This is a genomic window from Pseudomonas protegens CHA0, from assembly GCF_000397205.1.
Taxonomy (GTDB): domain Bacteria; phylum Pseudomonadota; class Gammaproteobacteria; order Pseudomonadales; family Pseudomonadaceae; genus Aquipseudomonas; species Aquipseudomonas protegens.
This window is the reverse complement of the sequence record NC_021237.1, coordinates 755152-777721: the sequence shown is the minus strand read 5'-3', so window position 1 is coordinate 777721 and position 22570 is coordinate 755152. Positions and strand designations below refer to the sequence as shown.

Below are 22570 nucleotides of genomic sequence, written 5' to 3'. Positions count from 1 at the left end.
ATTACGCCGCGCATAGTTATAATCAGGCATCAACCAACGAAGGGATTTCGCCGTGCGCTGGCTCAGGATTGCCCTAGGCTTCACCGTCACCTTGCTGACCCTGCTCTGCTTGAACCCGGCCCTGGCCGCTCAAGGCAGTGGCTGGGCGGTTTTGCTCGACGAACAGGCCGACCTGCAGCTCAGTGACATCCGCTCCCCACGCTACACCAACCAGTTCAGCCCGATCGAGCTGGACAAGCTCACCGCCGCCGAGCCCGATGGCGCCCTGTGGCTACGCTTCAAGCTGCAACCGGGAACCCATGAGCAGATCCTGCGGATCTTCGCCCCCGACCTGTCCCACCTGAACCTCTACGTGCTCGAAGGCGACAAGCTGATCGAGCAAGTGAACACCGGCTCCGGCCCGTCGCAGGCGCAAAAGCCCCTGCCCAGCAGCGACTTCATGCTGCCGCTGCCGCAAAGCGCCAAGCCACTGGACGTCTATGTACGCCTGGTGTCCGAACACGAGCTGCGCCCCTTCATCACCCTGCAATCGGCGGTGATGGGCGCGGCCGACCAGAGCCAGACGCTGATCTACGGCCTGCTCTTCGGCTGCCTGGCGATGCTGATCCTGCACAACCTCACCCGCTTCGCCTACACCCGTTCGCGCAGCAGCCTGTGGCTGGCAGCCTGCGAAGGGCTGCTGACCCTCAGCCTGCTGATGCTGCTGAACCTGTTCGGGCCCTGGCTCCCGGCCTGGGAAGCCCTGCAGACGCCGGGGGCCTATATCGCCCTGCTGCTGACCGCGCCCTGCGGGATGATGTTCGCCTACCGCTTTTTCGCCCCCCTGGGCGCCCATCCACTGAACCGCCTGCTGCTGGGCAACATCCTGCTGATCAGCCTGTTCGGCCTGTTGCTGCTGTTCGTCGATACCCTGCCGCTGAACATCATCACCTACGGCCTGGTGGCCCTGGCCGGCCTGAGCATGCTGTTCGTCGGTGGCTATCACTGGCACAAGGGCTATCGCCCGGCGCGCCTGTTCGTCGCCGCCATGGTGATCTTCAACCTCGGCACCCTGGTGATCCTGCCGGCCCTGCTGGGGCTGACCCTGGTGGCCCCGCAAGGCCTGATCGTCACCCTCTTGAGCGTGGTGTGCATCGCCGGGCTGCTGATGAGCATTGCCCTGGGCGAGCGCCAGCGCAACATCACCGAGAACCGCTTCAGCGTCAGCCGCGACCTGGCCGCCAGCACCGCCGAGGTCAATGCCAAGGCCGAGTTCCTGGCCAAGATCAGCCACGAGATCCGCACCCCGATGAATGGCGTGCTGGGCATGACCGAGCTGCTGCTGGGCACCCCGCTGTCGGTCAAGCAGCGCGATTACGTGCAGACCATCCACAGTGCCGGCAACGAGCTGCTGACCCTGATCAACGAGATCCTCGACATCTCCAAGCTGGAGTCCGGGCAGATCGAACTGGACGATGTGCAGTTCGACCTCAACGCCCTGATCGAAGACTGCCTGAGCATCTTCCGGGCCAAGGCCGAACAGCAGAACGTCGAGCTGATCAGTTTCATCCAGCCCCAGGTGCCACGGGTCATCAGCGGTGACCCGACACGCCTGCGCCAGGCCCTGCTGAGCCTGTTGGAAAATGCCCTGAAGAAGACCGATGAAGGCGAAGTGCTGATCGTCGTCGCCCTCGACGAGCGCAGCAGCAAACCGCGCCTGCGCATCGCCGTGCAGGACAGCGGCCAGCCGATGGAGGCCGAAGAGCGCGAAGCCCTGCTGCACACCGAGCTGCACAGCAAGAACTTCCTCGCCACCACCCGCCTGGGGGGCAACCTGGGGCTGGTGATCGCCCGTCAACTGATCCTGCTGATGCATGGCGAGTTCGGCATCAAGAGCGGCACCAACCAGGGCAGCACCCTGTGGCTGACCCTGCCCCTGGATGCCGAGCGCCTGGAACACCCGACCGCCGACCTCGACGGCCCCCTGCAGGGCGCGCGGGTACTGGTGGTGGACGACAACGACACCTGCCGCAAGGTGCTGGTACAGCAGTGCAGTGCCTGGGGCCTGAACGTCAGCGCCGTGCCATCGGGCAAGGAAGCCCTGGCCCTGCTACGCACCAAGGCGCACCTGCGGGACTACTTCGACGTGGTATTGCTGGACCAGAACATGCCCGGCATGACCGGCATGCAACTGGCGGCGAAGATCAAGGAAGACCCGAGCCTGAACCACGACATCCTGCTGATCATGCTCACCGGCATCAGCAATGCGCCGAGCAAGGTGATTGCACGCAATGCCGGGATCAAGCGCATCCTCGCCAAGCCAGTGGCCGGCTACACCCTCAAGACCACCCTGGCGGACGAACTCAATCAGCGCGACAAGGCCCCCGCCGCCCCCTACAACCAGCCGGCGCACGCTGCCCCGGCCCCGGCGCCAGTCACCGTGCCCAGCGACTTCCGCATCCTGGTGGCCGAGGACAACAGTATTTCCACCAAGGTCATCCGCGGCATGCTCGGCAAGCTCAACCTGCAGCCCGATACCGCCAGCAACGGCGAGGAAGCCTTGCAGGCAATGAAAGCCAACCGCTACGACCTGGTACTGATGGACTGCGAAATGCCGGTGCTCGACGGCTTCTCCGCCACCCAGCAACTGCGCGCCTGGGAAGTCGGCAACCAGCGGGTGCGTACCCCGGTGGTGGCGCTCACCGCGCACATCCTCGCCGAGCACAAGGAGCGCGCGCGCCAGGCCGGCATGGATGGGCACATGGCCAAGCCCGTGGAGCTCTCGCAACTGCGGGAACTGGTGGAACACTGGGTGACCCAGCGCGACCTGCGCGAGCGCAGCACCGCGCACACCAGTTGAGCCGACAGGCTCTGCGGCGCCTGTTAAACTCTCGCTCGCCCTCCTTTAGTCGTGAGCTCCCACCATGCTCCACGTGCTGTTCAGCGTTTACCTGAAGATGCTGGTGCTCTACAGCCCCTTCTTCGTGCTCTCGTGCTTCATCAGCCTGACCCGCGGCTATTCGCTCAAGGAGCGCCGGCGCCTGGCCTGGAAAGTGGCCCTGGCGACCCTGGTCTCCAGCATCCTGCTGTACCTGTTCGGCCGGGTGATCTTCGGCGTGTTCGGCATCACCGTGGACGCCTTCCGCATCGGCGCCGGCAGTGTGCTGTTCATCTCAGCCCTGGGCATGGCCCAGGGCAAATCGGCGGTGCAGACCGACAACGTGCAGCAGGACGTGACCATAGTCCCGCTGACCATTCCCCTGACCGTGGGCCCGGGCACCATCGGCGCCCTGCTGGTGATGGGCGTCAGCCAGCCGCACTGGGACGACAAGCTCACCGCCATCCTCAGCATCGCCCTGGCCAGCCTCACCGTGGGGGTGGTGCTGTACCTGTCCAACCGCATCGAACGCATCCTCGGCGACCAGGGCTTGCAGATCGTCAGCCGGTTGATGGGGCTGTTCGTCTGCGCCCTGGCAGCGCAGATCATCTTCACCGGGGTCAGGGGCTACCTGGTCCCTTAGGGCCCCGGCCACCCTCCCATCCAGCGACAGGCAACGGAATGCAGACTCTTCAACGACCCACTGGCACGGGCCCCGCCGCCGCGCGCGCCCTGTGCCTTGCGCAGATCGGGCGCGGCCTGGCCTGCCTGCTGGCCGGGCTCCTGCTCATGCCCCTCCCGGCACTGGCTGGCGAATCGCCCCAGGCCAAGCTCGAGGCCTTGCTGAACAAGACCAGTGAATCCATTGAGCGCTTTGGCGACTTCAAGGTGTACCACCGTCGGGACGGCAGCAGCCCCCGGGAAATCACCTACAAGGGCCAGCTCTATCGGCCGCTGAACGCCTGGCAGATCACCGATGTAAAACCCACCGGGGCGACCCGGGGCGGGCAACCGGTACTGCTGGCCACCACCATCGAATGGATGGGCGTCGGCACGGTGCTGATCGCCGTGCAGAACGACACGCCCCTGGCCCGCATCCTCAGCCCGGTCAAGAGCAAGAGCGAACCCGACTGGGGCCAGCCGCAACCCGGACGCAGCGACCTGCTGCTGTTTCCCGAGGGCGCGCGGGCCCTGGTGCCCTCCACCGGGCAAGTGCTGTGGTTCGACGAGCGGCTGCCCGGCTGGGGGTTCTCCCACTACGCCATGCTGGTGTCGGTGTCGCCGGACAACAGCAGTGCTGCGTTCCTCGGCAAGGAAGGGCTGCTGCTCAGTTCGGCGGAGCAGGGCGTGTATGCCCAGTTGCCGATCAGCAAAGAGCTGAACCTGAGCCAGCTCTGGCCCCTGTTCAACCAAGCCGGCGACCGCGCGCGAAAGGCCCTGGACGAAGGCCGGCGCATTGACCAGAGCCGCCTGCATCACGCCTTGCAGGTGGACTGGGTCGGCCGCCAGTTCAGCTGGCAGCAGGTGCAGGGAAGCTGGCAGCTCAAGGGGCTGGGCCTGAACTCCAGCCCGCTGAAGAAGGAGCATTGAGTGATGACCGTTCTACGTCCATGGCCCGCCCGACAGCTGCTGCAACTGACTACGGCCATGGTGCTGGCCGGTTGCGCCAGCCATGGCAGCGAGCAACCCAGCGATATACGCACCGAGCACGCCAAGGCCTCAGACGCGGTGCTGGAGCTTGAAGTCAGCTTCGCCAAAGCGCCGGACTACAAGCCTGAAACCCGCGGCCCCTATGCATCCAGCCAGTACGTGAAGATCGAGGGCGCACCGGCCCTGGAGATACCCTTCTACCAAAAAGGTATCGGCTTCGAACTGGGCGTGGTGGGTGACCCGCGGGCGCTGCTGGCCCTGCCCTACCCTTCGCCCAAGGCCGACTCATCGAGCAAGAATCTGCGGGTCATCGGCCAACGCCTGGACAGCACCCGCTACCGTTTTGTAGTGCTGCCGCTGTCGGGCTGGAACAGCCTCGACAGCTTCGAGGTGGCCTTCGCCCACAACGACCGGCGCGAGGCCATGACCTTCACCTACAGCACGCAAGTGGCCTGCAACAGCAGCTTTGCGGTGACCACGCCGACCTACGGTTTCGCTATGTCGGTGGAGGCGCGCTTTCCCAAGGGCGTCCAGGGTTGCCTCAAGGCCTGTGATGCACGCCCCGAGTACGCCGGGCAATGCGCCTACAACTCCGGTTTTCGCCAGGTCTCGAACCTGTAGCCCCCCCTTCCAGCAGGAGCAGGAACCACCCAATGCCCTACAGCGCCGATGCCGCTTTCATTCAGGAACAATGGCTGGGCGGGTGTTTCCCCCGGGAAAACACCCTGGTCCTCGGCAGCGGGTTCTACTGCCTGTTCGACCTGCCCTATGAACATCCCCGGCTGATCAACAACGTCTGGATGCCGGCCCTGGACTATCCCCAACAGGATGAGCCTGACTTCGTCACCACCCTGGGCTTGTGCACCGACGGTCCACAGTCGTTCTATGCCCGGGGTGGGGAGACGGCAGGCTACGGCGGCGATGGCTTCCTGGCCTTGCAGGAAAAAGGCTCGGATGCACTGATCTGGCTGGTTGCCCTGCGCGACACCAACCCCTTCAACCGGGTAGAGATCCAGGACCAGTACCTCCATGGCGAATCGACCTCCGGGGTCAGGGTACGAATACCCATTCAGCGCCCTGACCAATTGACCCTGACCTGGCCCTGAACCGCCCCCTCGAAAAGCCGACCCCCCATGGAAAAACTCACCGCCAACGCAGCCATCGACCTTCTGAGCCGCCACAGGTTGCCCGGCCTCGACGCCGCCGCGCGCTTCTCCCACCTCCTGAACTGGTGGGGAATAGACAGAGACAACCTTGAATTCGCGGCACTTGCACCCAGCCTGCAACAACAGATCCTGACCCAACCGGAGCCCCCGCAAGAGGTGCAAGACCCACGCTACGACGCGCTGCTGCTGATCGCCCTGCGCGCCGAATATCGCGGCGTGACCCACCTGTACCTGAGGCGCTGCCTGCGTGAAGCCGGGCTGGGTGACTACACCGTCAGCGCGAACATCGAGTGCCTGGAGGCCTGCCCCTGCTGCGGCTACCTGACCCTGGGCGCACGAGGCGAATACGAGATCTGCGACCTGTGCCACTGGGAAGACGACGGCAGCGAAGCGCTGGATGTGCCGAGCGGGCCGAACCATAAAACCCTGGGCCAGGCCCGGAAACAATTCACCCGCGACATGAACCATCTGCCGCTGGACAAATGGCCACGCGCCACCGAGTACCCGGCATGATTCCAGCGCCACTGATTGCCCTGATCGAAGCCCAGCCCCGCTACCGCCCGCTTCCTGAAAGCGCCGAGGTCACCCTGGCGCTGGAAGCCCTGGGCATTGCCCCGGACAGCGAGTTCGCACAGATCTACCTGGCCTGCCACCCCGCCGATTTCAGCAGCCGCGTCAGCGACGAAGTGCTCCTCGACATTGCCGGGCCCGGCGAGGAAGTTCGCATGGGCACCGAGTTCATCCATGAGGTGTGGGAGCTGCCAGAGAACTTTGTGGCCTTCACCTCATTACAAGGCGAAGGCGGCTACTTGCTGGACAAGGACAGCGGCGGCGTCTGGGATTTCGACCTGGGCGACTGGGAAGCTTTCGTCGCCGGCCGCATCCCCGCCAGATGGGCCGGCTTCTTCGAATTCATCACCTGGCTGCTGACCGCCGAACCCAGCGACTCCTAGAGGGGTTTATTGCCGTACCAGCGCGGGGTGTACACCCAGTCGCCGCCCCCGGCCCGGGGGAAGACGCAGGTGGTGGAGGAGCCCACCAACACCATGGTGCGCATGTCCACCTGCTCCGGGGTCAGCTCGCCCAGGGTGATGACCCGCAGGGTCTGACCCGGGCGGCCAATGTCGCGCCCCAATACCACCGGGGTTTGCGGCGTACGGTGCTGGCGCACGATCTCCAGGGCCCGGCCCAGTTGCCAGGGCCGCGAGCGGGAAATCGGGTTGTAGAAGGCCAGGGCCAGATCCGCCTGGGAGGCGAGGTCCAGGCGCTTCTCGATGATGTCCCAGGGCTTGAGGTTGTCCGACAGCGACAGCACACAGAAATCATGGCCCAGGGGGGCACCGGCCTGGGCTGCGGTGGCCAGGGAGGCGGAGACGCCCGGGAGGATCTCCAGATCGACGCTGTGCCAGGCCGGGTCTCTGGATTCGTGCAGGGCTTCGAGCACCGCCGCGGCCATGGCGAATACTCCCGGATCGCCGGACGACACCACCACCACCGAACGGCCCTGGGCCGCCAGCTCGAAGGCGTGACGGGCGCGCTGCATCTCTTCGCGGTTATCGGTGCAGTGCATCACCTGGTCGGCGCGAAACGGACCGGCCATGCGCACGTAGGTTTCATAACCGAGAATGTCGTTGGCCCGGGCCAGTTCGGCTTTCACCGCCGGCACCATCAGCTCGGCGGCGCCAGGGCCGAGGCCGATCACGGCAAGGCGCCCACGGGGGCGGCCAATCTGCTCCGGGTCCAGGGGCTGGCTGGCCACAGCAATGGCGATGTCCTCGCCCACCTTCAGCGGCGGCAGCAATTGCGGCACGGCCTGTTGCGCCAGTTCGGCGACACTGTCGGCGGCCGGCAGGAAGCGCAGCGGTACGCCCAGTTGCGCTGCTGCCTGGTGCAGGGCACGGTCGGCCATGTCGCGGTCAGCGGCCAGCAGGCACGCCACCGACTGCACCGCGATGCGCGCCTGATGCAGAGCCTGGCGGATGTGGGTGGCCAGGTCGCTATCAGCTTCGCCGGCAAGCCGCTGCCCACGGCAGGCAACCAGCACGCTGCGGGGGTAGATCAGCAGCTCATTGGCCACGGGCTCGCGCTCGGCGGAACCGACCCGGATGGTCAGGCGGGCCTGGTCGTCCTCGGGCAGCTTCGCTGCGGCCAGCCAGGGTGCTGCGCCTTCGATGCGCACGCTTTCGCCACCCAGCAGGTCGGAGACGAACCGCTTGCCCAGCTCCAGGTCACCCAGGGCATAGCCACTGGGCGGGTTGAGCAGGCAGGTGCCGAAGCGCAGTTCACCGCTAGTGGTAATAGCCGCGGCCACTCCAAGGCCCGCAGCGATTTCCCGGGCCATGACGTTGACGCCGCCCAGGCCGCCCAGCAGCGGCACCACGGCGCTGCCGTCTTCGGCCACCGCCAGCACCGGCGGCTCGGCGCCCTTTTCCAGCAGCAGCGGCGCCAGGGTGCGGATCACGATGCCGGCCGCACACAGGGCGATGATGGGCGTGTCCTGCTGATAGAGCTGGCGCAGGGTCGCGCCGAATTCGTGGTAGGCCCGGTCGGCGCCTTCGACCCGTTCCGCCAGACCGTGGATCAACGAGCCGGGATACAGCCGCTGGATCTGCCGTGCGGTGTCGAGGCTGCCTTGGCCAAGGATGACGATGGCCGGAGTTGAACGGGCCATCAGCCTTGCCACCTTTCGCCGGGAACGATGATCAGCGAGAAGTACGGCGAGGACATCGGCTCCACGTCATCCAGCGGCACGATCTTCTGGTTGGCCATGGTGGCGCGCTCGACGTACAGCGCACGCCGCGCCAGCCCCAGTTCTTCCAGGACCTGGCGCACCTTGGGGAAGTTGCGCCCCAGCTTCATCACCACCGCCGCATCGGCGTCCGCCAGGCGACGCTTGAGTTCCTCATGGGGCAGCACCCCGGAAAGCACCGACAGGCTCTGGTTGCGATACACCAGGGGCGCGCCCAGCACCGAAGCGCCGCCCAGCATCGAGCACACCCCCGGCACCACTTCGGCCTGGTAACGCTCGGCCAACCGGTCGTGCAGGTACATGTAGGAGCCGTAGAAGAACGGGTCGCCTTCGCAGATCACAGCCACGTCGCGGCCGGCGTCCAGGTGCTGCGCCAGCTCCTCGCTGGCGCTGTCGTAGAAGTCGCTGATCACTTGTTCGTAGGACAGCGGCGCCGGCAGCACCTCGGTGGTGACCGGGTACACCAGGGGCAACAGGGTCTGGGCCTGTTGCAGATGCCCTTCGATGATGCCGAAGGCATTGCCCTTCTTGCCCTTGGCCACGAAGTAGGCCACCACCGGTGATTCGCGCAGCAGGCGCAGGGCCTTCACAGTAATCAGTTCCGGGTCACCGGGGCCCACGCCAAGGCCGATCAAACGTCCGGGCTGCTGCATCACTCGACCTCCGTGGCCAGGGCATTGACCGCAGCCGCCGCCATGGCGCTGCCGCCCAGGCGGCCCTGCATGATCACGAAGGGCACCCCGCGGCTGTCGGCGGCGAGCATCGCCTTGGATTCGGCGGCACCGACGAAGCCCACCGGGAAGCCGAGGATCAGCGCCGGTTTCGGCGCGTCCGCATCGAGCATTTCCAGCAGGTAGAACAAAGCGGTGGGCGCGTTGCCGATCACCACCACGCTGCCTTCCAGGTGCGGGCGCCACAGCTCCAGGGCCGCAGCGGAACGGGTGTTGCCCAGCTCCCGGGCCAGCGCTGGCACGCTGTCGTCGCGCAGGGTGCAGATCACCTGGTTGTTGGCCGGCAAGCGGGCCCGGGTAATACCCTCGGAAACCATGCGCGCATCGCAGAGAATCGGTGCACCGGCCGCCAGGGCATCGCGCCCGGCCTTGCCGGCGCCCTCGGAAAACTGCAGGCCGTCGACGGCCTCGACCATGCCGCAGGCATGGATCACCCGCACGGCGAGTTTCTCCAGGTCGGCGGGAATGCGCTCCAGCCGGGCTTCTTCGCGAATGATCGCGAAGGAGTTGCGATAGATCTCCTGACCGTCGCGGATGTAATCAAGCATCAAGGTTGCTCCGTGGGCGGGCATCGAGCAATGCCTCTGCCGCGTCAATAGAAAGGTTGCGTGCGTGCAGCGTGCCGAAACCCGGCTGCGCTGCATCGCGCAAATACAAGTCATAGCGCCCTGGGGCCACCGCCAGCAGGGTGGCCGGCGCCACATGAGCGGCGGCGCAGGAACGCGGGCAGGCGGACAGGTGCACATCCAGTTGGCGGCCATGGCGCTGGAGCAGTCCTGCCAGTTGCAGGGCGTCGCTTTTGGTGTCGGCCAGGGCCTTGCCGCAACCACTGGAACCGGTGCAGGCAATCAAGTGAGCCAAGGCCTGTTGCGGGCTGCACAGCAGGCCCAGTTGTTCCAGGGCTGCAGTGGCCGCCGGCGCATCCGCCGCGGCGATCGAGGGCAGCAGCAGGCTCTGCCAGGGGGTCAGGCGCAGGCTGGCGTCGCCGTACTGTCGGGCCAATTGCGCCGCGCCCTTGAGCATGGCCGGATCGAGCCGCCCCAGGGGCGTGCCCGCGCCAACATAGACCTGCCCGGGCGCAGCCTGTGGATAAGTACCGATGTGCAGCCCGGCGTCACTGGCCTGGCGCCGCCAGCCACCGATATTCAACAGCGGCCGGCTCAGGCGGGGCTCCAGTTGAGCGAGGAAATCCTCCCGCGACATGTCCATCAGCAGGTGACGCATGCGCGTCTGTTCCGGCCGCGCCAGGTCGAGAAACAGCTCCAGCACGGCCACCAGCAGCTCGTGACCCTGGTCCTGCGCCACCGCCGCCAGGGGTTCATCCACCGGGCAGCCAGCCAGGCCGAACGCCAGCAGCCCCTGGCCGTCGCGTTCAAGGGCCGACAGCCACAGGTCATGGTGATGTTCGAGCATGGCCAGGGCTTCGCCACCGTCGAGCTGTACGGCGAACTTGGCCGACAGTTGGTGAAAGCGCGGATGGCCCTGCAAGGTGTCGAGAATCTGTGCGGCCAGGGGCCGGGTATCCATCAAGCACTGCCGATCGATCCCGGCGCAGGGGCTGAGCATCAGGTTGCGCACATCGTCACCGGCGGCAGTAGTCGGCCCAAGCCCGGCAGCCAGCAGTGCGGCGATCAGTGCCTGATGCTCCGGGCCGATGCCGCGAATCTGCAGGTTGGCGCGGTTGGTGGCCTCGATCACGCCACCGGCGTAAGCCTGCGCCGCCTCGGCCACTGCCACGGCCTGCTCCGCGCTGATGACGCCGCCAGCCAGCTTGATCCGGCAGATGCCACCGTCCAGCGCCGGGACGATGCGCAGCAACCCCGGGCAGGCCGAGGGGCGGATGGCAGTGGACATCGAGCGTTCGTTCAAGGGGGTGACCGGCCGTGTGGGAAAAGCGCTTCGTCAGCGAAGGCGCGGTATTATGCCTGCTTTGTCCGAAGGCATGAAAAGCCTGCCTGTCGGAACAACAGGTTTTGCGTTCGAGGAATAGAGATGTCGCCCTGGCTGACAGTAGTGGGAATCGGTGAAGACGGCTTCAAGGGCCTTGGCAGAAATGCCCGGCACGCCCTGCTGGGCGCATCAAAGATCGTCGGCGCCCAACGCCAGCTGGACCTGCTGCCACCCTGCATCCGTGGCCAGCGCCAGCTGTGGCCCAGCCCGTTTTCCCTGGAGCCGGTGCTGAGCCAGCGTGGTGCTGCAGTCTGCGTCCTGGCCAGCGGTGACCCCATGCTGTTCGGCGTCGGCGCCAGCCTGGCGCGGCAGCTGCCCGCAGAGGAAATCCAGGTACTGTCTTTTCCTTCGTCCTATTCCCTGGCGGCTGCGCGCCTGGGCTGGCCTTTGCAGGAGGTGATCACGCTCTCTGTGGTCGCGCGGCCGATCAGCGCACTCAGCGCCCAACTGTCCGGCGGGGTACGCCTGCTGGTGCTGAGCAATGACGGCCACAGCCCGGCCGCCATCGCCGGCCTGCTGCGCGAGCGCGGTTTCGGCCCGAGCCGGATCAGCGTGCTGGAACACCTGGGCGGCCCCCTGGAGCGGCGCATCGACGGCACCGCCAATGACTGGGCCGACCCGGCAATCGCCGACCTCAACCTGCTGGCCATCGAATGCCTGGCCGAAGCCAGCACCCCGCGCCTGTCGCGGCTCGCCGGCCTGCCGGACTCGGCCTTTCGCCACGACGGCCAGTTGACCAAGCGCGACGTGCGGGCCATGACCCTGGCGCGCCTGGCACCGGTGCCCGGCGAGCTGCTCTGGGACGTGGGTGCCGGCAGCGGCTCCATCGGCATCGAGTGGATGCGTACCCACCCCAGCTGCCGCGCCCTGGCCATCGAGGCCGACGACGGCCGCCAGCAATTGATCGAACACAACCGCGAGGTACTCGGCGTGCCCGGGCTGCAACTGATACGCGGCCGCGCGCCCCAGGCACTGGCCGGGCTGGAACGCCCGGATGCGATCTTCATCGGTGGCGGCGTGACCCGCGAAGGCGTGCTGCAGGCCTGCTGGGAACAACTCAAGCCCGGCGGGCGCCTGGTGGCCAATGCCGTGACCCTGCAAAGCGAAATGACCCTGATGGACTGGCGAGAACGCCACGGCGGCGAGCTGACCCGCATTCACATCGCCCAGGCCCAGCCACTGGGAGAGTTCGACACCTGGCGCCAGGCCCTGCCGATCACCCTGCTGGACCTGCACAAGCCCCGGGACCTGCCATGAACCTTGCAGGTGCGGGCTTGCTCGCGAATACGTCCGCCCAAGAGACCGAAGTACGCCCTTGGCGAGCAAGCTCGCCCCTTCGAGGGCTGGGACATGCGTGAAGAAACAGCGGAACAGCCCGCGCCCCTGCGCAGCGGCCTGACCACCGGCAGTTGCGCCACCGCCACCAGCCTGGCCGCCGCGCGCCTGCTGCTCGAGGGCAGCAATGCCGACGCGGTGCAGATCATCCTGCCCAAGGGCAAGCAGGTGCAGATGCGCCTGGAATTCTGCCGCCACACCGCCGACGGCGCCGAAGCCGGCACTATCAAGGACGCCGGCGACGATCCGGACGTGACCCACGGCGCCCTGCTGTACTCCCGGGTGCGCCTGACCCCTGAACCGGGCATTCGCTTCGTCGCCGGTCAGGGCGTCGGCACCGTGACCCGCCCCGGCCTGGTGCTGGCGGTGGGCGAGCCGGCGATCAATCCCGTACCGCGCCGGATGATCGGCGAGCACCTGCAACGGCTCGCCGAAGAACGGGCCTACCCCGGCGGTTTCGAGGTCACGGTGAACGTCGAGGGCGGAGCGGAACTGGCCCTGAAAACCATGAACCCGCGCCTGGGGATTCTTGGCGGGCTGTCGATCCTGGGCACCAGCGGCATCGTCCGGCCCTTCTCCTGCGCGGCCTACATCGCTTCGATCCATCAAGGCATCGACGTGGCCAAAACCAATGGCTACCTGCACATCGCCGCCTGCACCGGCAACGCCAGCGAGGACACCATGCGCCGGGTCTACGAGCTGCCGGAAATCGCCCTGATCGAAATGGGCGACTTCGTCGGCGCGGTGCTCAAGCACTTGCGCAAAGTACCGGTGGATAAACTCAGCCTGTGCGGCGGCTTCGGCAAGATCAGCAAGCTGGCCGCCGGGCACATGGACTTGCACAGCCGCCACTCCAGTATCGACCTGTCGCAACTGGCGCAATGGGCCGCCGATGCGGGGGCCGACCCGGCCCTGCAACAGGCGATCCGCCAAGCCAATACTAGCCAGCAGGCACTGGCCATGGCCAGCGCCGCCGGAATCGCGCTGGGCGATGCGGTATGCCGGCACGCCCTGGATTTCGCCCGCAGCGTGGTGCCGCCCCAGGTCCAGGTAGAGGTCTTTGCCATCGACCGCCAGGGCGGCATCGTCGGCCACGCCGGAGGTTTCCAATGACCCGTATCCTGCTGCTGGGCGGGGTCACCGAGGCCCTGGCCATCGCCCGCACCCTGGGCCCGGAACATATCTACAGCCTGGCCGGGGTCGGCCGGGTGCCCGGTGACCTGCGGTGCCAGGTACGGGTCGGCGGCTACGGCGGCGCCGAGGGCCTGGCGCGCTTTATCCGCGAGCAGCGGATCGGCCTGCTGCTGGATGCCACCCACCCCTACGCAGCACAGATCAGCGCCAATGCCGTGGCCGCCGCGAAGAGCGCTGGCGTGCCCTGCTGGGCCTTGCGGCGCCCGGCCTGGCAGCCTCAACCGGGTGACGACTGGCGCGAGATCGACGGCTGGGCGCAACTGGTGGAGGCCCTGCGCCCCTTCAAGCGGCCACTGTTCACCCTGGGCCGCGAGCCCCTGCAGCACCTGGATGAAATTCCCCCCGGGCAATTCTGGACCCTGCGCGCCCTGGAGGCCTGCCCGGGCAACGAGCACTGCGAAGTCATAGGTGCCCGCGGGCCGTTCCTGATCGAAGACGAGCGGCAGTTGTTCGCCCGCCGGCAGATCGACGTGCTGATCAGCAAGAACAGTGGCAGCAGCGCCACCGAACCCAAGCTGGAAGTGGCCCGCGAGCGCGGGCTGCCGGTGCTGGTACTCAAGCGTCCGGACCTGCCCGAAACGGATCGCAATTTCAGCAGCACGGCCCAGTTGCTGCTGGCCCTGGGCTTGCCGGATAAAGCCTGACAGACAAAACCATCGCGCCCCACAGCAACATGGGAAACCCCTGGCAGCGCGCGCCAACTCCTTGCTTTAGCCTTCCTTGAACAGCCTCAGTGACGCCGGCGCCGGGCAGGACCGCCTGTCGCTTCACTGGGTTTTTCGCGGGCAAATGGGTTGCCGCGACGTATCCCAAGGAATACATTCGCCATGTTCGTTTTCGAGCAGACTCCTGAGTTCAGCCGCTGGCTGCTGAACCTGAAGGACCCGCAAGGGAAAACCCGTGTACTGGCCAGGATCCGCGCCGCACAGCTGGGCCGTTTTGGCGACTGCGAACCTGTGGGCGAAGGCGTCCACGAGATGCGCATCCACCGCGGTCCGGGTTACCGGGTGTACTTCTCGCGCCGCGGCAAAGTGATCTACCTGCTGTTGATCGGCGGCGACAAGGCCACCCAGAAACGCGATATCCAACGGGCCAGGCAACTGGCCTGCGACCTCAAGAGCGAGGGCTGAAACATGCGCACCCCAGTGACCCGCTTCGACGCGGCGGAGTACCTCAAGACCCCTGAAGACATGGTCGCCTACCTCAACGCCTGCTTCGAGGAAGACACCGGCGACGGCGTGCTGATCCGCGCCGCACTCAACGACATCGCCCGTGCCCGCGGCATGACCCAGGTCGCCCGTGACACCGGCCTGGGCCGCGAAAGCCTGTACAAGGCCCTCGGCAGCCAGGGCAACCCGGAGTTCGCGACTATCATCAAGGTGATGAAGGCCCTGGGGTTGAAGATCAACGTCAGCAACGCCTGAACCGCTCCTGCGACACCACACCGCACACGGTGTTTTTTTACTTATCCACAGCGATCAGGCTAAATACCCGCCTGATCGCTCAACCGACGGATCGCCCACCATGTCCCGACAACGGCTCGCATTTGCCTGGATCGCCTGCTTCGCAGTGCTGTTCAACATGCTTGCCATGCCGCTTTCCGGGGCCATGCAGCGCAGCGATTCGGGGCTGGACGAGCAACTGCTGTGGGGCAGCTTCTGCTCCTCCACCGGCACCAAGCTGGTGGCCATTTCCCTGGGCAAGCTCGATCAGCAAGCGCCGCAGAACGACGACCATTCCACCATGCAGCACTGCTGGTGCTGCTCCGGCTCGCCGCCGCTGGTGGCCTTGCCCGGGCACGTTCCCCAGCTGTCTTTCACCCGCTTCGCAGTCCAGCCGGGCGCACCGCAACCGCAGGTAGAACGGCTCACCCTGCGCCAGCAATGGCCCAGCCTGAACCCCGGTGCCCCGCCTCTGGCATGATTCCCTTTCGCAAGTGATCTGCGTCTTTGAATCGTTCTGGAGAACTCACATGTCCAAACCATCCCTGGTCAAGCAATCCCTGCTGCTGGCCGCACTGCTGCTGCCTGCCTGTTTCGCCACCGCCCACGACTACAAGGCCGGTGACCTGCAGATCGCCCATCCCTGGTCTCAGGAACTGCCGCCGAACGCGCCCACCGTGGCCGCGTACTTCGTGGTGCACAACCCGGGCAAGAACGCCGACACCCTGCTCAGCGTCGACTCGCCGATCGCCGGCAAGGCCGAGTTGCACGAGCACGTCAAGCAAGGCGACATGATGAAGATGCAACAAGTGGCCAAGGTAGCGGTGCCCGCAGGTGGCGAGGCGACCTTCGCCCCCATGGGCTACCACGTGATGTTGCTGGAGCTCAAGGACCGCAGCCTGCTCACCGACGGCAAGCGTTTTCCGCTGACCCTGCACTTTGAAAAAGCCGGTGACGTCACGGTCGAAGTGGCGGTGCAGAAGCAGGCGCCGGACGCCATGCAAGGGCATATGCACGCCCAGTAAGCACTGACCGGCCCTCTCCGTGAACGCCCCGCACGCGCCTGGCCGCAGGCGGTCCGTGCCGCGCCGCGACTCGTCTGGAGTCCGCCGCGGCAGCTGGATCAGCCTGTTCGCCATGCTGATGATCTTTATCGGCCCGCTGATTTCCCAGTCGATGCCGATGGATCACGCGATGCCGATGAACATGTCCGTTTCCATGGACATGGGCGACGCTGCGCCCGGCTGCCACGGTGAAAGCCCGCACCACGCACAGAAGGGCAGATCCCAGGGCGAAGAGCATGTGCTCTGGGAAAAATGCGGCTATTGCAGCCTGCTGTTCAATTGCCCTGCATTGCCTTCGGCGCTGTCGTTCGCCGCTCTGTTCACGCCGCCCACACCGTATTTCCTGATCCCCGCCACGCGCCTGGGCCACGCCCGGCAGACCGTGTTCCCCGGCGCCCTGACCCGCGCCCCACCGTTCTTCGCCTGAGTCTTCAGCTCATCTCACACGGCCGGCTGTCAGCGCGACAGACGCGTACCTGCGGCCGTGTCATTCAAGACCGAACGATGGAACATCTATGTTTTCTGCCGACTCTCGCCTGGGCGTTGCCCAGCCACTCAAGACCTTCGCCCTGAACCCTGCGCGCCAGCACTTCAACCGCGCCCTCGCGGTCCTCTGCGGCGCTCTGCTGACGCCCCTGGCGCTGGCCGACGATGCCGCAACGGACCACTCCCGGCACAGCACCGAACTGAGCCCGACGGTGATCACCGCCATCGCCCCCAGCTCGCCCCTGACCGTGGTCACCAACCCCAAGGACCCGCGCCAGCCGGTGCCGGCCAGTGACGGCGGCGACTACCTCAAGACCATTCCCGGCTTTGCGCTGGTACGCAACGGCGGCACCAACGGCGACCCGGTGCTGCGAGGCATGTTCGGCTCGCGGCTGAACATCCTCACCAACGGCGGCATGATGCTCGGCGCCTGCCCGGGCCGCATGGACGCGCCGACCTCTTATATCTCTCCGGAAACCTACGACCGGCTGACCGTGATCAAGGGCCCGCAGACCGTGCTCTGGGGCCCGGGCGCCTCGGCCGGCACGGTGCTTTTCGAGCGCGAACCGGAACATTTCGGCGAACTCGGCACCCGGGTCAATGCCAGCCTGCTGGCCGGCTCCAACGGGCGCTTCGACAAGACCCTGGATGCCGCTGCCGGTGGCCCCCTGGGTTATGTGCGGGTGATCGGCAACACCGCCCACGCCGACGACTACCGCGACGGCAACAATGACACCGTGGCCTCGCGCTATGACAAGTGGAACGGTGACGTGGCCCTGGGCTGGACCCCGGACGCCGACACCCTGCTGGAACTCACCGCCGGCAAGGGCGATGGCGAAGCCCGCTACGCCGGGCGCGGCATGGACGGCTCGCAATTCAAGCGCGAAAGCCTGGGCCTGCGTTTCGAGAAGTCCAACCTTGGCGAGGTGCTGGACAAGGTCGAGGCCCAGGTCTACTACAACTACGCCGACCACGTGATGGACAACTACAGCCTGCGCACCCCATCCGGCACCGGAATGATGGCCGGCCCCATGGCCTCCAACGTCGACCGTCGCACCCTCGGGGCGCGGATCAAGGCCACCTGGCGCTGGGCCGACCTGCAGTTGATCGGCGGCCTGGACGCCCAGACCAACGAACACCGCAACCGCGCCAGCAGCGGCGTCGACACCTACAAGGAGCTGCCTCGCACCAAGGACGCCGACTTCCACAACTACGGGGCCTTCGGCGAGCTGACCTGGTACGCCGCCGAGCGTGACCGCATGATCACCGGCGCGCGCCTGGACCGCGCCTCGGCCAAGGACTACCGACAAAGCATCGGCTCGGGAATGATGACCCGCTCCAACCCCACCGCCGGCGACACCCGGGCCGATACCCTGCCCAGCGGCTTCGTGCGCTACGAGCATGACCTGGCCGACAGCCCGACCACGCTCTACGTCGGCCTTGGCCACACCCAGCGCTTCCCCGACTACTGGGAGCTGTTCTCGCCGAAAATGGGCCCGGCCGGCTCGGTGAACGCCTTCGATTCGATCAAGCCGGAAAAGACCACCCAGCTCGACTTCGGCCTGCAATACCAGGGTGAAGACCTGGAAGCCTGGGCCTCGGGCTACATCGGCCAGGTGCGCGACTACATCCTCTTCGACTACAACTCGAAAATGATGGGCATGAGCACCTCTCGGGCCGAGAACATCGACGCCCGGATCATGGGCGGCGAACTGGGCGCGGCCTACAAGCTGACCTCCAACTGGAAAGCCGACGCGACCCTGGCCTACGCCTGGGGCAAGAACAGCAGCGACGGCAAGGCCCTGCCACAGATGCCGCCGCTGGACGCGCGCCTGGGCCTGACCTACAGCGAGGACGACTGGAGCGCCGGGGCCTTGTGGCGCGTGGTCGCCGCGCAGAACCGGGTGGACCTGAACAAGGGCAACGTGGTCGGCAAGGACTTCGGCAAGAGCGGCGGCTTCGGCGTGTTCTCCCTCAACGGCGCCTACCGGGTGACCAAGAACCTCAAGCTCAGCACCGGGGTCGACAACCTGTTCGGCAAGGCCTACGCCGAGCACCTGAACCTGGCGGGCAATGCCGGCTTCGGCTACCCGGCGACGGACCCGCAAGCCATCAAGGAACCGGGGCGCACGCTCTGGACCAAGGTTGACCTGAGTTTCTGATGCCCCTTCGCCGGCACGCCGTCTCCTTGTCGCAGGAGCCGGCTTGCCGGCGAACAGCCCCCATAAGAAAAGATCCACAGCCCTGCGGAGCCTTCCCCGATGAACCGACCCAAAGTGTCTTTCTACAACCTGGCCTGGCGCTGGCATTTCTACGCCGGGCTGTTCGTCGCCCCCTTCATGGTGATGCTGGCCCTGACCGGCATCGTCTACCTGTTCAAACCGCAGCTGGACCCGCTGATGTACCCCAGCCTGCTCAAGGTGCCTGCCGCCCACCACAGCCTCAGCGCCGATGAGCTGTTGCAACGGGTTCAGGCCGCCTACCCCCAGGGCCATATCAAGCAGTACCTGCCCCCTGTGGATGCCGAGCGCAGCGCGCAGTTCGTGGTGCAGCACAAAGGCCAGGAACTCAATGTATTCATCGACCCCTACCACGGCGACGTGCTCGGCGAGCAGGATGCCAAGGGCAACCTGCAGGCCATGGCCCGGGCCATTCATGGCGAGCTGATGATCGGCACCCCGGGTGACCGGCTGGTGGAACTGGCCGCGAGCTGGGGCATTGTCCTGGTGGTCTCGGGCCTGTACCTGTGGTGGCCGCGGGGCAAGTCTTCGGCCGGGCTACTCTGGCCACGCTGGAATGCCCGCGGCCGCCTGTTCTGGCGTGACCTGCACGGTGTGCTGGGTTTCTGGGGCTCGGCCTTCCTGCTGCTGATGCTGCTCAGCGGCATGACCTGGACCGGCTTCTGGGGCAAGCAGTACGCCGACCTGTGGAACCGCTTTCCGGCGGCCATGTGGAACGACGTGCCGACCTCCGACCAGCAGGCCGGAGAGCTCAACAGCGCCAGCCGCCAGACCGTGCCCTGGGCCCTGGAAAACACCCCCATGCCGATGTCCGGCGACCACGCCGAGCACATGGCCCACAACGCCGGCAATACCGCTCCGGCCGCCCCCGCCATCAGCCTGCAGGCTGTGCAGGACATCGCCCGTCAGCGCCAGGTCGAAGCGGGCTACAGCATCACCCTGCCGAGCACGGCGACAGGGGTATTCACCATCGCCGTATTCGCCGACGACCCGCGCCACGACGCCACCGTGCATGTCGACCAGTACAGCGGCCAGGTGCTCGCCGATGTGCGCTGGAAGGACTACAGCAACGTGGCCCGGGCCACCGAGCTGGGAGTGATGCTGCACGAAGGCAAGATGTTCGGGCGCTTCAACCAGATCCTGGTGCTGGTGGTGTGCCTGATGATCCTGCTCGGCGCCGTGAGTGGTCTCATCATGTGGTGGCAACGACGGCCCCAGGGCCGGCTCGGCGTGCCCCCACTGCGCCACGACCTGCCACGCTGGAAGACCGCAATGCTGGTCATCGGCCTGCTGGCCCTGGCCTTCCCGCTGGTGGGGGCTTCGCTGGTCGTGGTCTGGCTGCTGGACCGCCTGCTGCTATCGCGCTGGAACCGTGATCCTGAATCAGCCTCATCTTCAACATGAATCAGCCGAGATGCGCGTTCCAGAGGGCTCTGTACACTCCGCGCGCTTCAGTCGCGCACAGTTATAATGTTACTTTATAACGCCTGGTGTAAGATCCCCGCCCGCAGCCTCATCCGCTGCGGGCAACCCTCTGGAAGAAGTGATTCACCGTCCCGATGAACAAGTACCTGCTGCCCAGCCTCTGCCTGATGGCCCTGACTTCCCCGGCCCAGGCCGACGACTCCGCCCTGACCCTGCCCACCGGCACCATCTCCGCCGCCGCCAGCGAAGCCGACGACAGCATCAGCCTGGCCACCCCCACCAGCGCCGGTTCGCGCCTGGGCCTGAGCGCCCTGGAAACCCCGGCCAGCACCGACAGCCTGAGCGGCGATCGAATCCGCGCCCGGGGCGATCGGAGCATCCAGGACGCGGTATCGCGCAGCGCCGGCATCAGCCGCACCGGCACCCCGGGCGACGGCGGCACCTCGCTGTCGGCACGGGGCTTTACCGGGCAGAGCTCGGTGATGCAACTGTATGACGGCAACCGCATGTACACCGGCATGGGCACCGTGACCTTCCCGGTGGACACCTGGGCGGTGGAGCGGGTCGACGTGCTGCGCGGCCCGGCCTCGGTGCTGTACGGCGAAGGCGCCACCGGTGCGGTGATCAACACCGTTGCGAAAAAGCCGTTCAGCGGCGAAATCGAAAACCACCTGCGCCTGGGCTACGGCTCCTTCGATCGCCAGCAGCAGGCCCTGGACAGCGGCGGCTCCCTGAGCGACACCCTGAGCTACCGGCTCAACCTCAACCGCGAACGCAGCAACGGCTGGATCGACCGGGGCGATTCCTCCGGCGACTTCGTCAGCGCTGCCCTGCGCTGGCAGGCCCGTGACGACCTGGCCTTCACCCTGGCCCACGACTACGGCGACCAGAACCCGATGAACTACTTCGGCACGCCGCTGATCGACGGGCGTTTACACAAGAGCCTGCGGGACAAGAACTACAACGTCGGCAACGACAAGCAGCACTACAACGACCAGTGGACCCGCCTGACCAGCCAATGGCAGATTTCCGACAACCTCAGCGCCAGCAACGAGCTGTACTACCTCAAGGCCCAGCGCCGCTGGCAGAACGCCGAGAGCTACAACTTCAACAGCCTGGGCCGGCAACTGACCCGCAGCGGCAACTTCGGCATCGGTCACCAGCAGGAACAGGTCGGCGACCGCCAGACCTTCACCTTCAAGCACTCGCTGCTGGGCCTCGACAGCCAGACCCTGACCGGGGTCGACTACAACCGCATCCGCTTCCACATGAAGAGCAACTCGCCCTTCATCGACAGCTTCAGCAACGGTCAGCCGGTGGACCTGTACCATCCGGCCCCGGACGACTTCGCCAGCGACAGCCCCTACCGCGACCAGTTCAAGACCACCACCAGGCAGATGTCGGTGTTCGCCGAAAACCGCCTGCAGCTCAGCGAGCGCTGGTCCCTGGTGAGCGGTGTGCGCCGCGACTACGTGCATATTGATCGCGATGACTTGAAGGACGACAGCCGAAGCGACAAGACCCTGACCGGTAACAACTGGAAGGCCGGGCTGGTGTTTGCGGTGACCCCGGACACCTCCCTCTATGGCCAGTACTCCACCAGCACCGACGGTGTCGGCGGGCTGATTTCCCTGAGCAAGAGCCAGCAGCAATTCGACCTCTCCAGCGCCAGGCAGACCGAGATCGGCCTCAAGCAGATGTTCTGGGACCAGCGCGGCGAATGGACCCTGGCGGCCTACCACATCGTCAAGAAGAAGCTGCTGACCGATGTCCCGGGCGACCCGGACCTGAAACAGCAGGTGGGCCAGCAATCCTCCAACGGCCTGGAAGCCAGCCTGGACCTGCAACTGCCCCGCGCCTGGCAACTGCAGGCCAACGCCGCCATCGTTCGCGCCCGGTACGACGACTTCCAGCAGGACGTCGACGGTGTGCAGGTCTCCCGCGACGGCAAGCGCCCGGTGGACGTGCCCCGGCGCACCGCCAACCTGTGGCTGAGCAAGGCCCTCGACGATGACCTGCGGGCCGGCGCCGGAGTGCGCTACGTAGACGCACGCTACGCCGACATGGCCAACCGGAATCAGTTGCCCAGCTACACCGTGGTGGATGCCGCGCTGTCGTGGAAAGCCCTGCCCAGCACCACCCTGGGCCTGCAATTGAACAACCTGTTTGACCGCCAGTACGCGCAAAGCCAATACAATGACGGCCAGCAATGGATACTCGGCGAGCCGCGCTCGTTCTTCGTCACCGCTGACTACACCTTTTAACCTCACCTGCGGCCACC

The 22570-nt window shown here is 66.3% G+C and carries 22 protein-coding genes; 18 read left to right on the top strand and 4 right to left on the bottom strand.

Features of this window, described 5'->3' with window-relative positions; genetic code table 11:
* The first annotated feature begins 52 nt into the window (after positions 1-52).
* From PFLCHA0_RS03365 to PFLCHA0_RS03335, 7 genes are all read left to right on the top strand, one after another.
* Positions 53-2839 (top strand): hybrid sensor histidine kinase/response regulator, encoded by a 2787-nt coding sequence (locus tag PFLCHA0_RS03365; RefSeq protein WP_015633993.1) that lies wholly within the window; start codon positions 53-55, stop codon positions 2837-2839.
* 64 nt (positions 2840-2903) lie between these two features.
* Complete coding sequence (locus PFLCHA0_RS03360; RefSeq protein ID WP_011059033.1) at positions 2904-3500, top strand: MarC family protein; 597 nt, start codon at positions 2904-2906, stop codon at positions 3498-3500.
* Positions 3501-3538: 38 nt separating this feature from the next.
* Complete coding sequence (locus tag PFLCHA0_RS03355) at positions 3539-4447, top strand: hypothetical protein (RefSeq protein WP_015633992.1); 909 nt, start codon at positions 3539-3541, stop codon at positions 4445-4447.
* Positions 4448-4450: 3 nt separating this feature from the next.
* Positions 4451-5128 carry a hypothetical protein gene (locus PFLCHA0_RS03350; RefSeq protein ID WP_015633991.1) on the top strand — a complete coding sequence of 226 codons (678 nt, stop codon included), beginning with the start codon at positions 4451-4453 and terminating at the stop codon, positions 5126-5128.
* A 32-nt stretch (positions 5129-5160) separates the two neighbouring features.
* Positions 5161-5613, top strand: coding sequence for a hypothetical protein (locus PFLCHA0_RS03345; RefSeq protein ID WP_015633990.1), 453 nt, complete (start codon positions 5161-5163; stop codon positions 5611-5613).
* Between the two features lie 27 nt (positions 5614-5640).
* Entirely contained in the window at positions 5641-6186 is a 546-nt protein-coding gene (locus PFLCHA0_RS03340) for a CPCC family cysteine-rich protein (RefSeq protein WP_015633989.1), read from the top strand.
* Entirely contained in the window at positions 6183-6626 is a 444-nt protein-coding gene (locus PFLCHA0_RS03335; protein ID WP_015633988.1) for an SMI1/KNR4 family protein, read from the top strand. Before PFLCHA0_RS03340 ends, PFLCHA0_RS03335 begins: the two co-directional genes overlap by 4 nt.
* On the opposite strand, the gene cobJ is transcribed toward PFLCHA0_RS03335, so the two are convergent.
* The 4 genes from cobJ to cobG are packed head-to-tail and all read right to left on the bottom strand — an operon-like array spanning position 6623 to position 11007.
* Positions 6623-8344: a precorrin-3B C(17)-methyltransferase gene (gene cobJ / locus PFLCHA0_RS03330; protein ID WP_015633987.1), complete on the bottom strand. Its 1722-nt coding sequence runs from the start codon at positions 8342-8344 to the stop codon at positions 6623-6625. The genes PFLCHA0_RS03335 and cobJ overlap by 4 nt on opposite strands.
* Positions 8344-9075 (bottom strand): precorrin-2 C(20)-methyltransferase, encoded by a 732-nt coding sequence (locus tag PFLCHA0_RS03325; protein ID WP_015633986.1) that lies wholly within the window; start codon positions 9073-9075, stop codon positions 8344-8346. Before PFLCHA0_RS03325 ends, cobJ begins: the two co-directional genes overlap by 1 nt.
* The gene (locus PFLCHA0_RS03320; protein WP_015633985.1) at positions 9075-9701 is read right to left on the bottom strand and encodes a precorrin-8X methylmutase; all 627 of its coding nucleotides are present in this window, start codon (positions 9699-9701) and stop codon (positions 9075-9077) included. The genes PFLCHA0_RS03325 and PFLCHA0_RS03320 overlap by 1 nt, the downstream gene beginning before the upstream one ends.
* Positions 9694-11007, bottom strand: a complete 1314-nt coding sequence (cobG, locus tag PFLCHA0_RS03315; protein WP_015633984.1) for a precorrin-3B synthase — start codon at positions 11005-11007, stop codon at positions 9694-9696. Before cobG ends, PFLCHA0_RS03320 begins: the two co-directional genes overlap by 8 nt.
* Positions 11008-11145: 138 nt before the next feature.
* Here cobG and PFLCHA0_RS03310 point away from each other — a divergent pair, with 138 nt between their 5' ends.
* The 11 genes from PFLCHA0_RS03310 (at position 11146) to PFLCHA0_RS03260 (ending at position 22553) form a co-directional block, all read left to right on the top strand.
* Positions 11146-12360 (top strand): bifunctional cobalt-precorrin-7 (C(5))-methyltransferase/cobalt-precorrin-6B (C(15))-methyltransferase, encoded by a 1215-nt coding sequence (locus tag PFLCHA0_RS03310; protein WP_011059024.1) that lies wholly within the window; start codon positions 11146-11148, stop codon positions 12358-12360.
* Between the two features lie 93 nt (positions 12361-12453).
* Positions 12454-13551 (top strand): cobalt-precorrin-5B (C(1))-methyltransferase, encoded by a 1098-nt coding sequence (locus PFLCHA0_RS03305; protein WP_015633983.1) that lies wholly within the window; start codon positions 12454-12456, stop codon positions 13549-13551.
* Positions 13548-14276, top strand: a complete 729-nt coding sequence (locus PFLCHA0_RS03300; RefSeq protein WP_011059022.1) for a cobalt-precorrin-6A reductase — start codon at positions 13548-13550, stop codon at positions 14274-14276. The genes PFLCHA0_RS03305 and PFLCHA0_RS03300 overlap by 4 nt, the downstream gene beginning before the upstream one ends.
* Before the next feature lie 183 nt (positions 14277-14459).
* Positions 14460-14762, top strand: a complete 303-nt coding sequence (locus PFLCHA0_RS03295; protein ID WP_015633982.1) for a type II toxin-antitoxin system RelE/ParE family toxin — start codon at positions 14460-14462, stop codon at positions 14760-14762.
* 3 nt (positions 14763-14765) lie between these two features.
* Positions 14766-15056 carry an addiction module antidote protein gene (locus PFLCHA0_RS03290; protein ID WP_015633981.1) on the top strand — a complete coding sequence of 97 codons (291 nt, stop codon included), beginning with the start codon at positions 14766-14768 and terminating at the stop codon, positions 15054-15056.
* Positions 15057-15156: 100 nt separating this feature from the next.
* Positions 15157-15555, top strand: coding sequence for a DUF2946 domain-containing protein (locus tag PFLCHA0_RS03285; protein ID WP_011059019.1), 399 nt, complete (start codon positions 15157-15159; stop codon positions 15553-15555).
* Between the two features lie 49 nt (positions 15556-15604).
* Positions 15605-16099, top strand: coding sequence for a copper chaperone PCu(A)C (locus tag PFLCHA0_RS03280; RefSeq protein ID WP_011059018.1), 495 nt, complete (start codon positions 15605-15607; stop codon positions 16097-16099).
* 55 nt (positions 16100-16154) lie between these two features.
* Positions 16155-16565, top strand: coding sequence for a DUF2946 domain-containing protein (locus tag PFLCHA0_RS03275; protein WP_041115676.1), 411 nt, complete (start codon positions 16155-16157; stop codon positions 16563-16565).
* Between the two features lie 88 nt (positions 16566-16653).
* Positions 16654-18786, top strand: a complete 2133-nt coding sequence (locus PFLCHA0_RS03270) for a TonB-dependent copper receptor (RefSeq protein ID WP_015633979.1) — start codon at positions 16654-16656, stop codon at positions 18784-18786.
* A 99-nt stretch (positions 18787-18885) separates the two neighbouring features.
* A complete protein-coding gene (locus tag PFLCHA0_RS03265) occupies positions 18886-20268 on the top strand; it encodes a PepSY-associated TM helix domain-containing protein (protein ID WP_015633978.1) in 1383 nt (460 codons plus the stop codon).
* A 155-nt stretch (positions 20269-20423) separates the two neighbouring features.
* Positions 20424-22553, top strand: coding sequence for a TonB-dependent receptor (locus PFLCHA0_RS03260; protein WP_015633977.1), 2130 nt, complete (start codon positions 20424-20426; stop codon positions 22551-22553).
* Positions 22554-22570: the final 17 nt, after the last annotated feature.

Coding starts and splice junctions, on each gene's coding strand:
- PFLCHA0_RS03305 (WP_015633983.1), top strand. CDS start 12,454: ATGCGTGAAGAAACAGCGGAACAGCCCGCGCCCCTGCGCAGCGGCCTG.
- PFLCHA0_RS03325 (WP_015633986.1), bottom strand. CDS start 9,075: ATGCAGCAGCCCGGACGTTTGATCGGCCTTGGCGTGGGCCCCGGTGAC.
- PFLCHA0_RS03355 (WP_015633992.1), top strand. CDS start 3,539: ATGCAGACTCTTCAACGACCCACTGGCACGGGCCCCGCCGCCGCGCGC.
- PFLCHA0_RS03295 (WP_015633982.1), top strand. CDS start 14,460: ATGTTCGTTTTCGAGCAGACTCCTGAGTTCAGCCGCTGGCTGCTGAAC.
- PFLCHA0_RS03320 (WP_015633985.1), bottom strand. CDS start 9,701: ATGCTTGATTACATCCGCGACGGTCAGGAGATCTATCGCAACTCCTTC.
- cobG (WP_015633984.1), bottom strand. CDS start 11,007: ATGTCCACTGCCATCCGCCCCTCGGCCTGCCCGGGGTTGCTGCGCATC.
- PFLCHA0_RS03290 (WP_015633981.1), top strand. CDS start 14,766: ATGCGCACCCCAGTGACCCGCTTCGACGCGGCGGAGTACCTCAAGACC.
- PFLCHA0_RS03340 (WP_015633989.1), top strand. CDS start 5,641: ATGGAAAAACTCACCGCCAACGCAGCCATCGACCTTCTGAGCCGCCAC.
- cobJ (WP_015633987.1), bottom strand. CDS start 8,344: ATGGCCCGTTCAACTCCGGCCATCGTCATCCTTGGCCAAGGCAGCCTC.
- PFLCHA0_RS03265 (WP_015633978.1), top strand. CDS start 18,886: ATGAACCGACCCAAAGTGTCTTTCTACAACCTGGCCTGGCGCTGGCAT.
- PFLCHA0_RS03270 (WP_015633979.1), top strand. CDS start 16,654: ATGTTTTCTGCCGACTCTCGCCTGGGCGTTGCCCAGCCACTCAAGACC.
- PFLCHA0_RS03345 (WP_015633990.1), top strand. CDS start 5,161: ATGCCCTACAGCGCCGATGCCGCTTTCATTCAGGAACAATGGCTGGGC.
- PFLCHA0_RS03310 (WP_011059024.1), top strand. CDS start 11,146: ATGTCGCCCTGGCTGACAGTAGTGGGAATCGGTGAAGACGGCTTCAAG.
- PFLCHA0_RS03350 (WP_015633991.1), top strand. CDS start 4,451: ATGACCGTTCTACGTCCATGGCCCGCCCGACAGCTGCTGCAACTGACT.
- PFLCHA0_RS03285 (WP_011059019.1), top strand. CDS start 15,157: ATGTCCCGACAACGGCTCGCATTTGCCTGGATCGCCTGCTTCGCAGTG.
- PFLCHA0_RS03360 (WP_011059033.1), top strand. CDS start 2,904: ATGCTCCACGTGCTGTTCAGCGTTTACCTGAAGATGCTGGTGCTCTAC.
- PFLCHA0_RS03280 (WP_011059018.1), top strand. CDS start 15,605: ATGTCCAAACCATCCCTGGTCAAGCAATCCCTGCTGCTGGCCGCACTG.
- PFLCHA0_RS03300 (WP_011059022.1), top strand. CDS start 13,548: ATGACCCGTATCCTGCTGCTGGGCGGGGTCACCGAGGCCCTGGCCATC.
- PFLCHA0_RS03335 (WP_015633988.1), top strand. CDS start 6,183: ATGATTCCAGCGCCACTGATTGCCCTGATCGAAGCCCAGCCCCGCTAC.
- PFLCHA0_RS03260 (WP_015633977.1), top strand. CDS start 20,424: ATGAACAAGTACCTGCTGCCCAGCCTCTGCCTGATGGCCCTGACTTCC.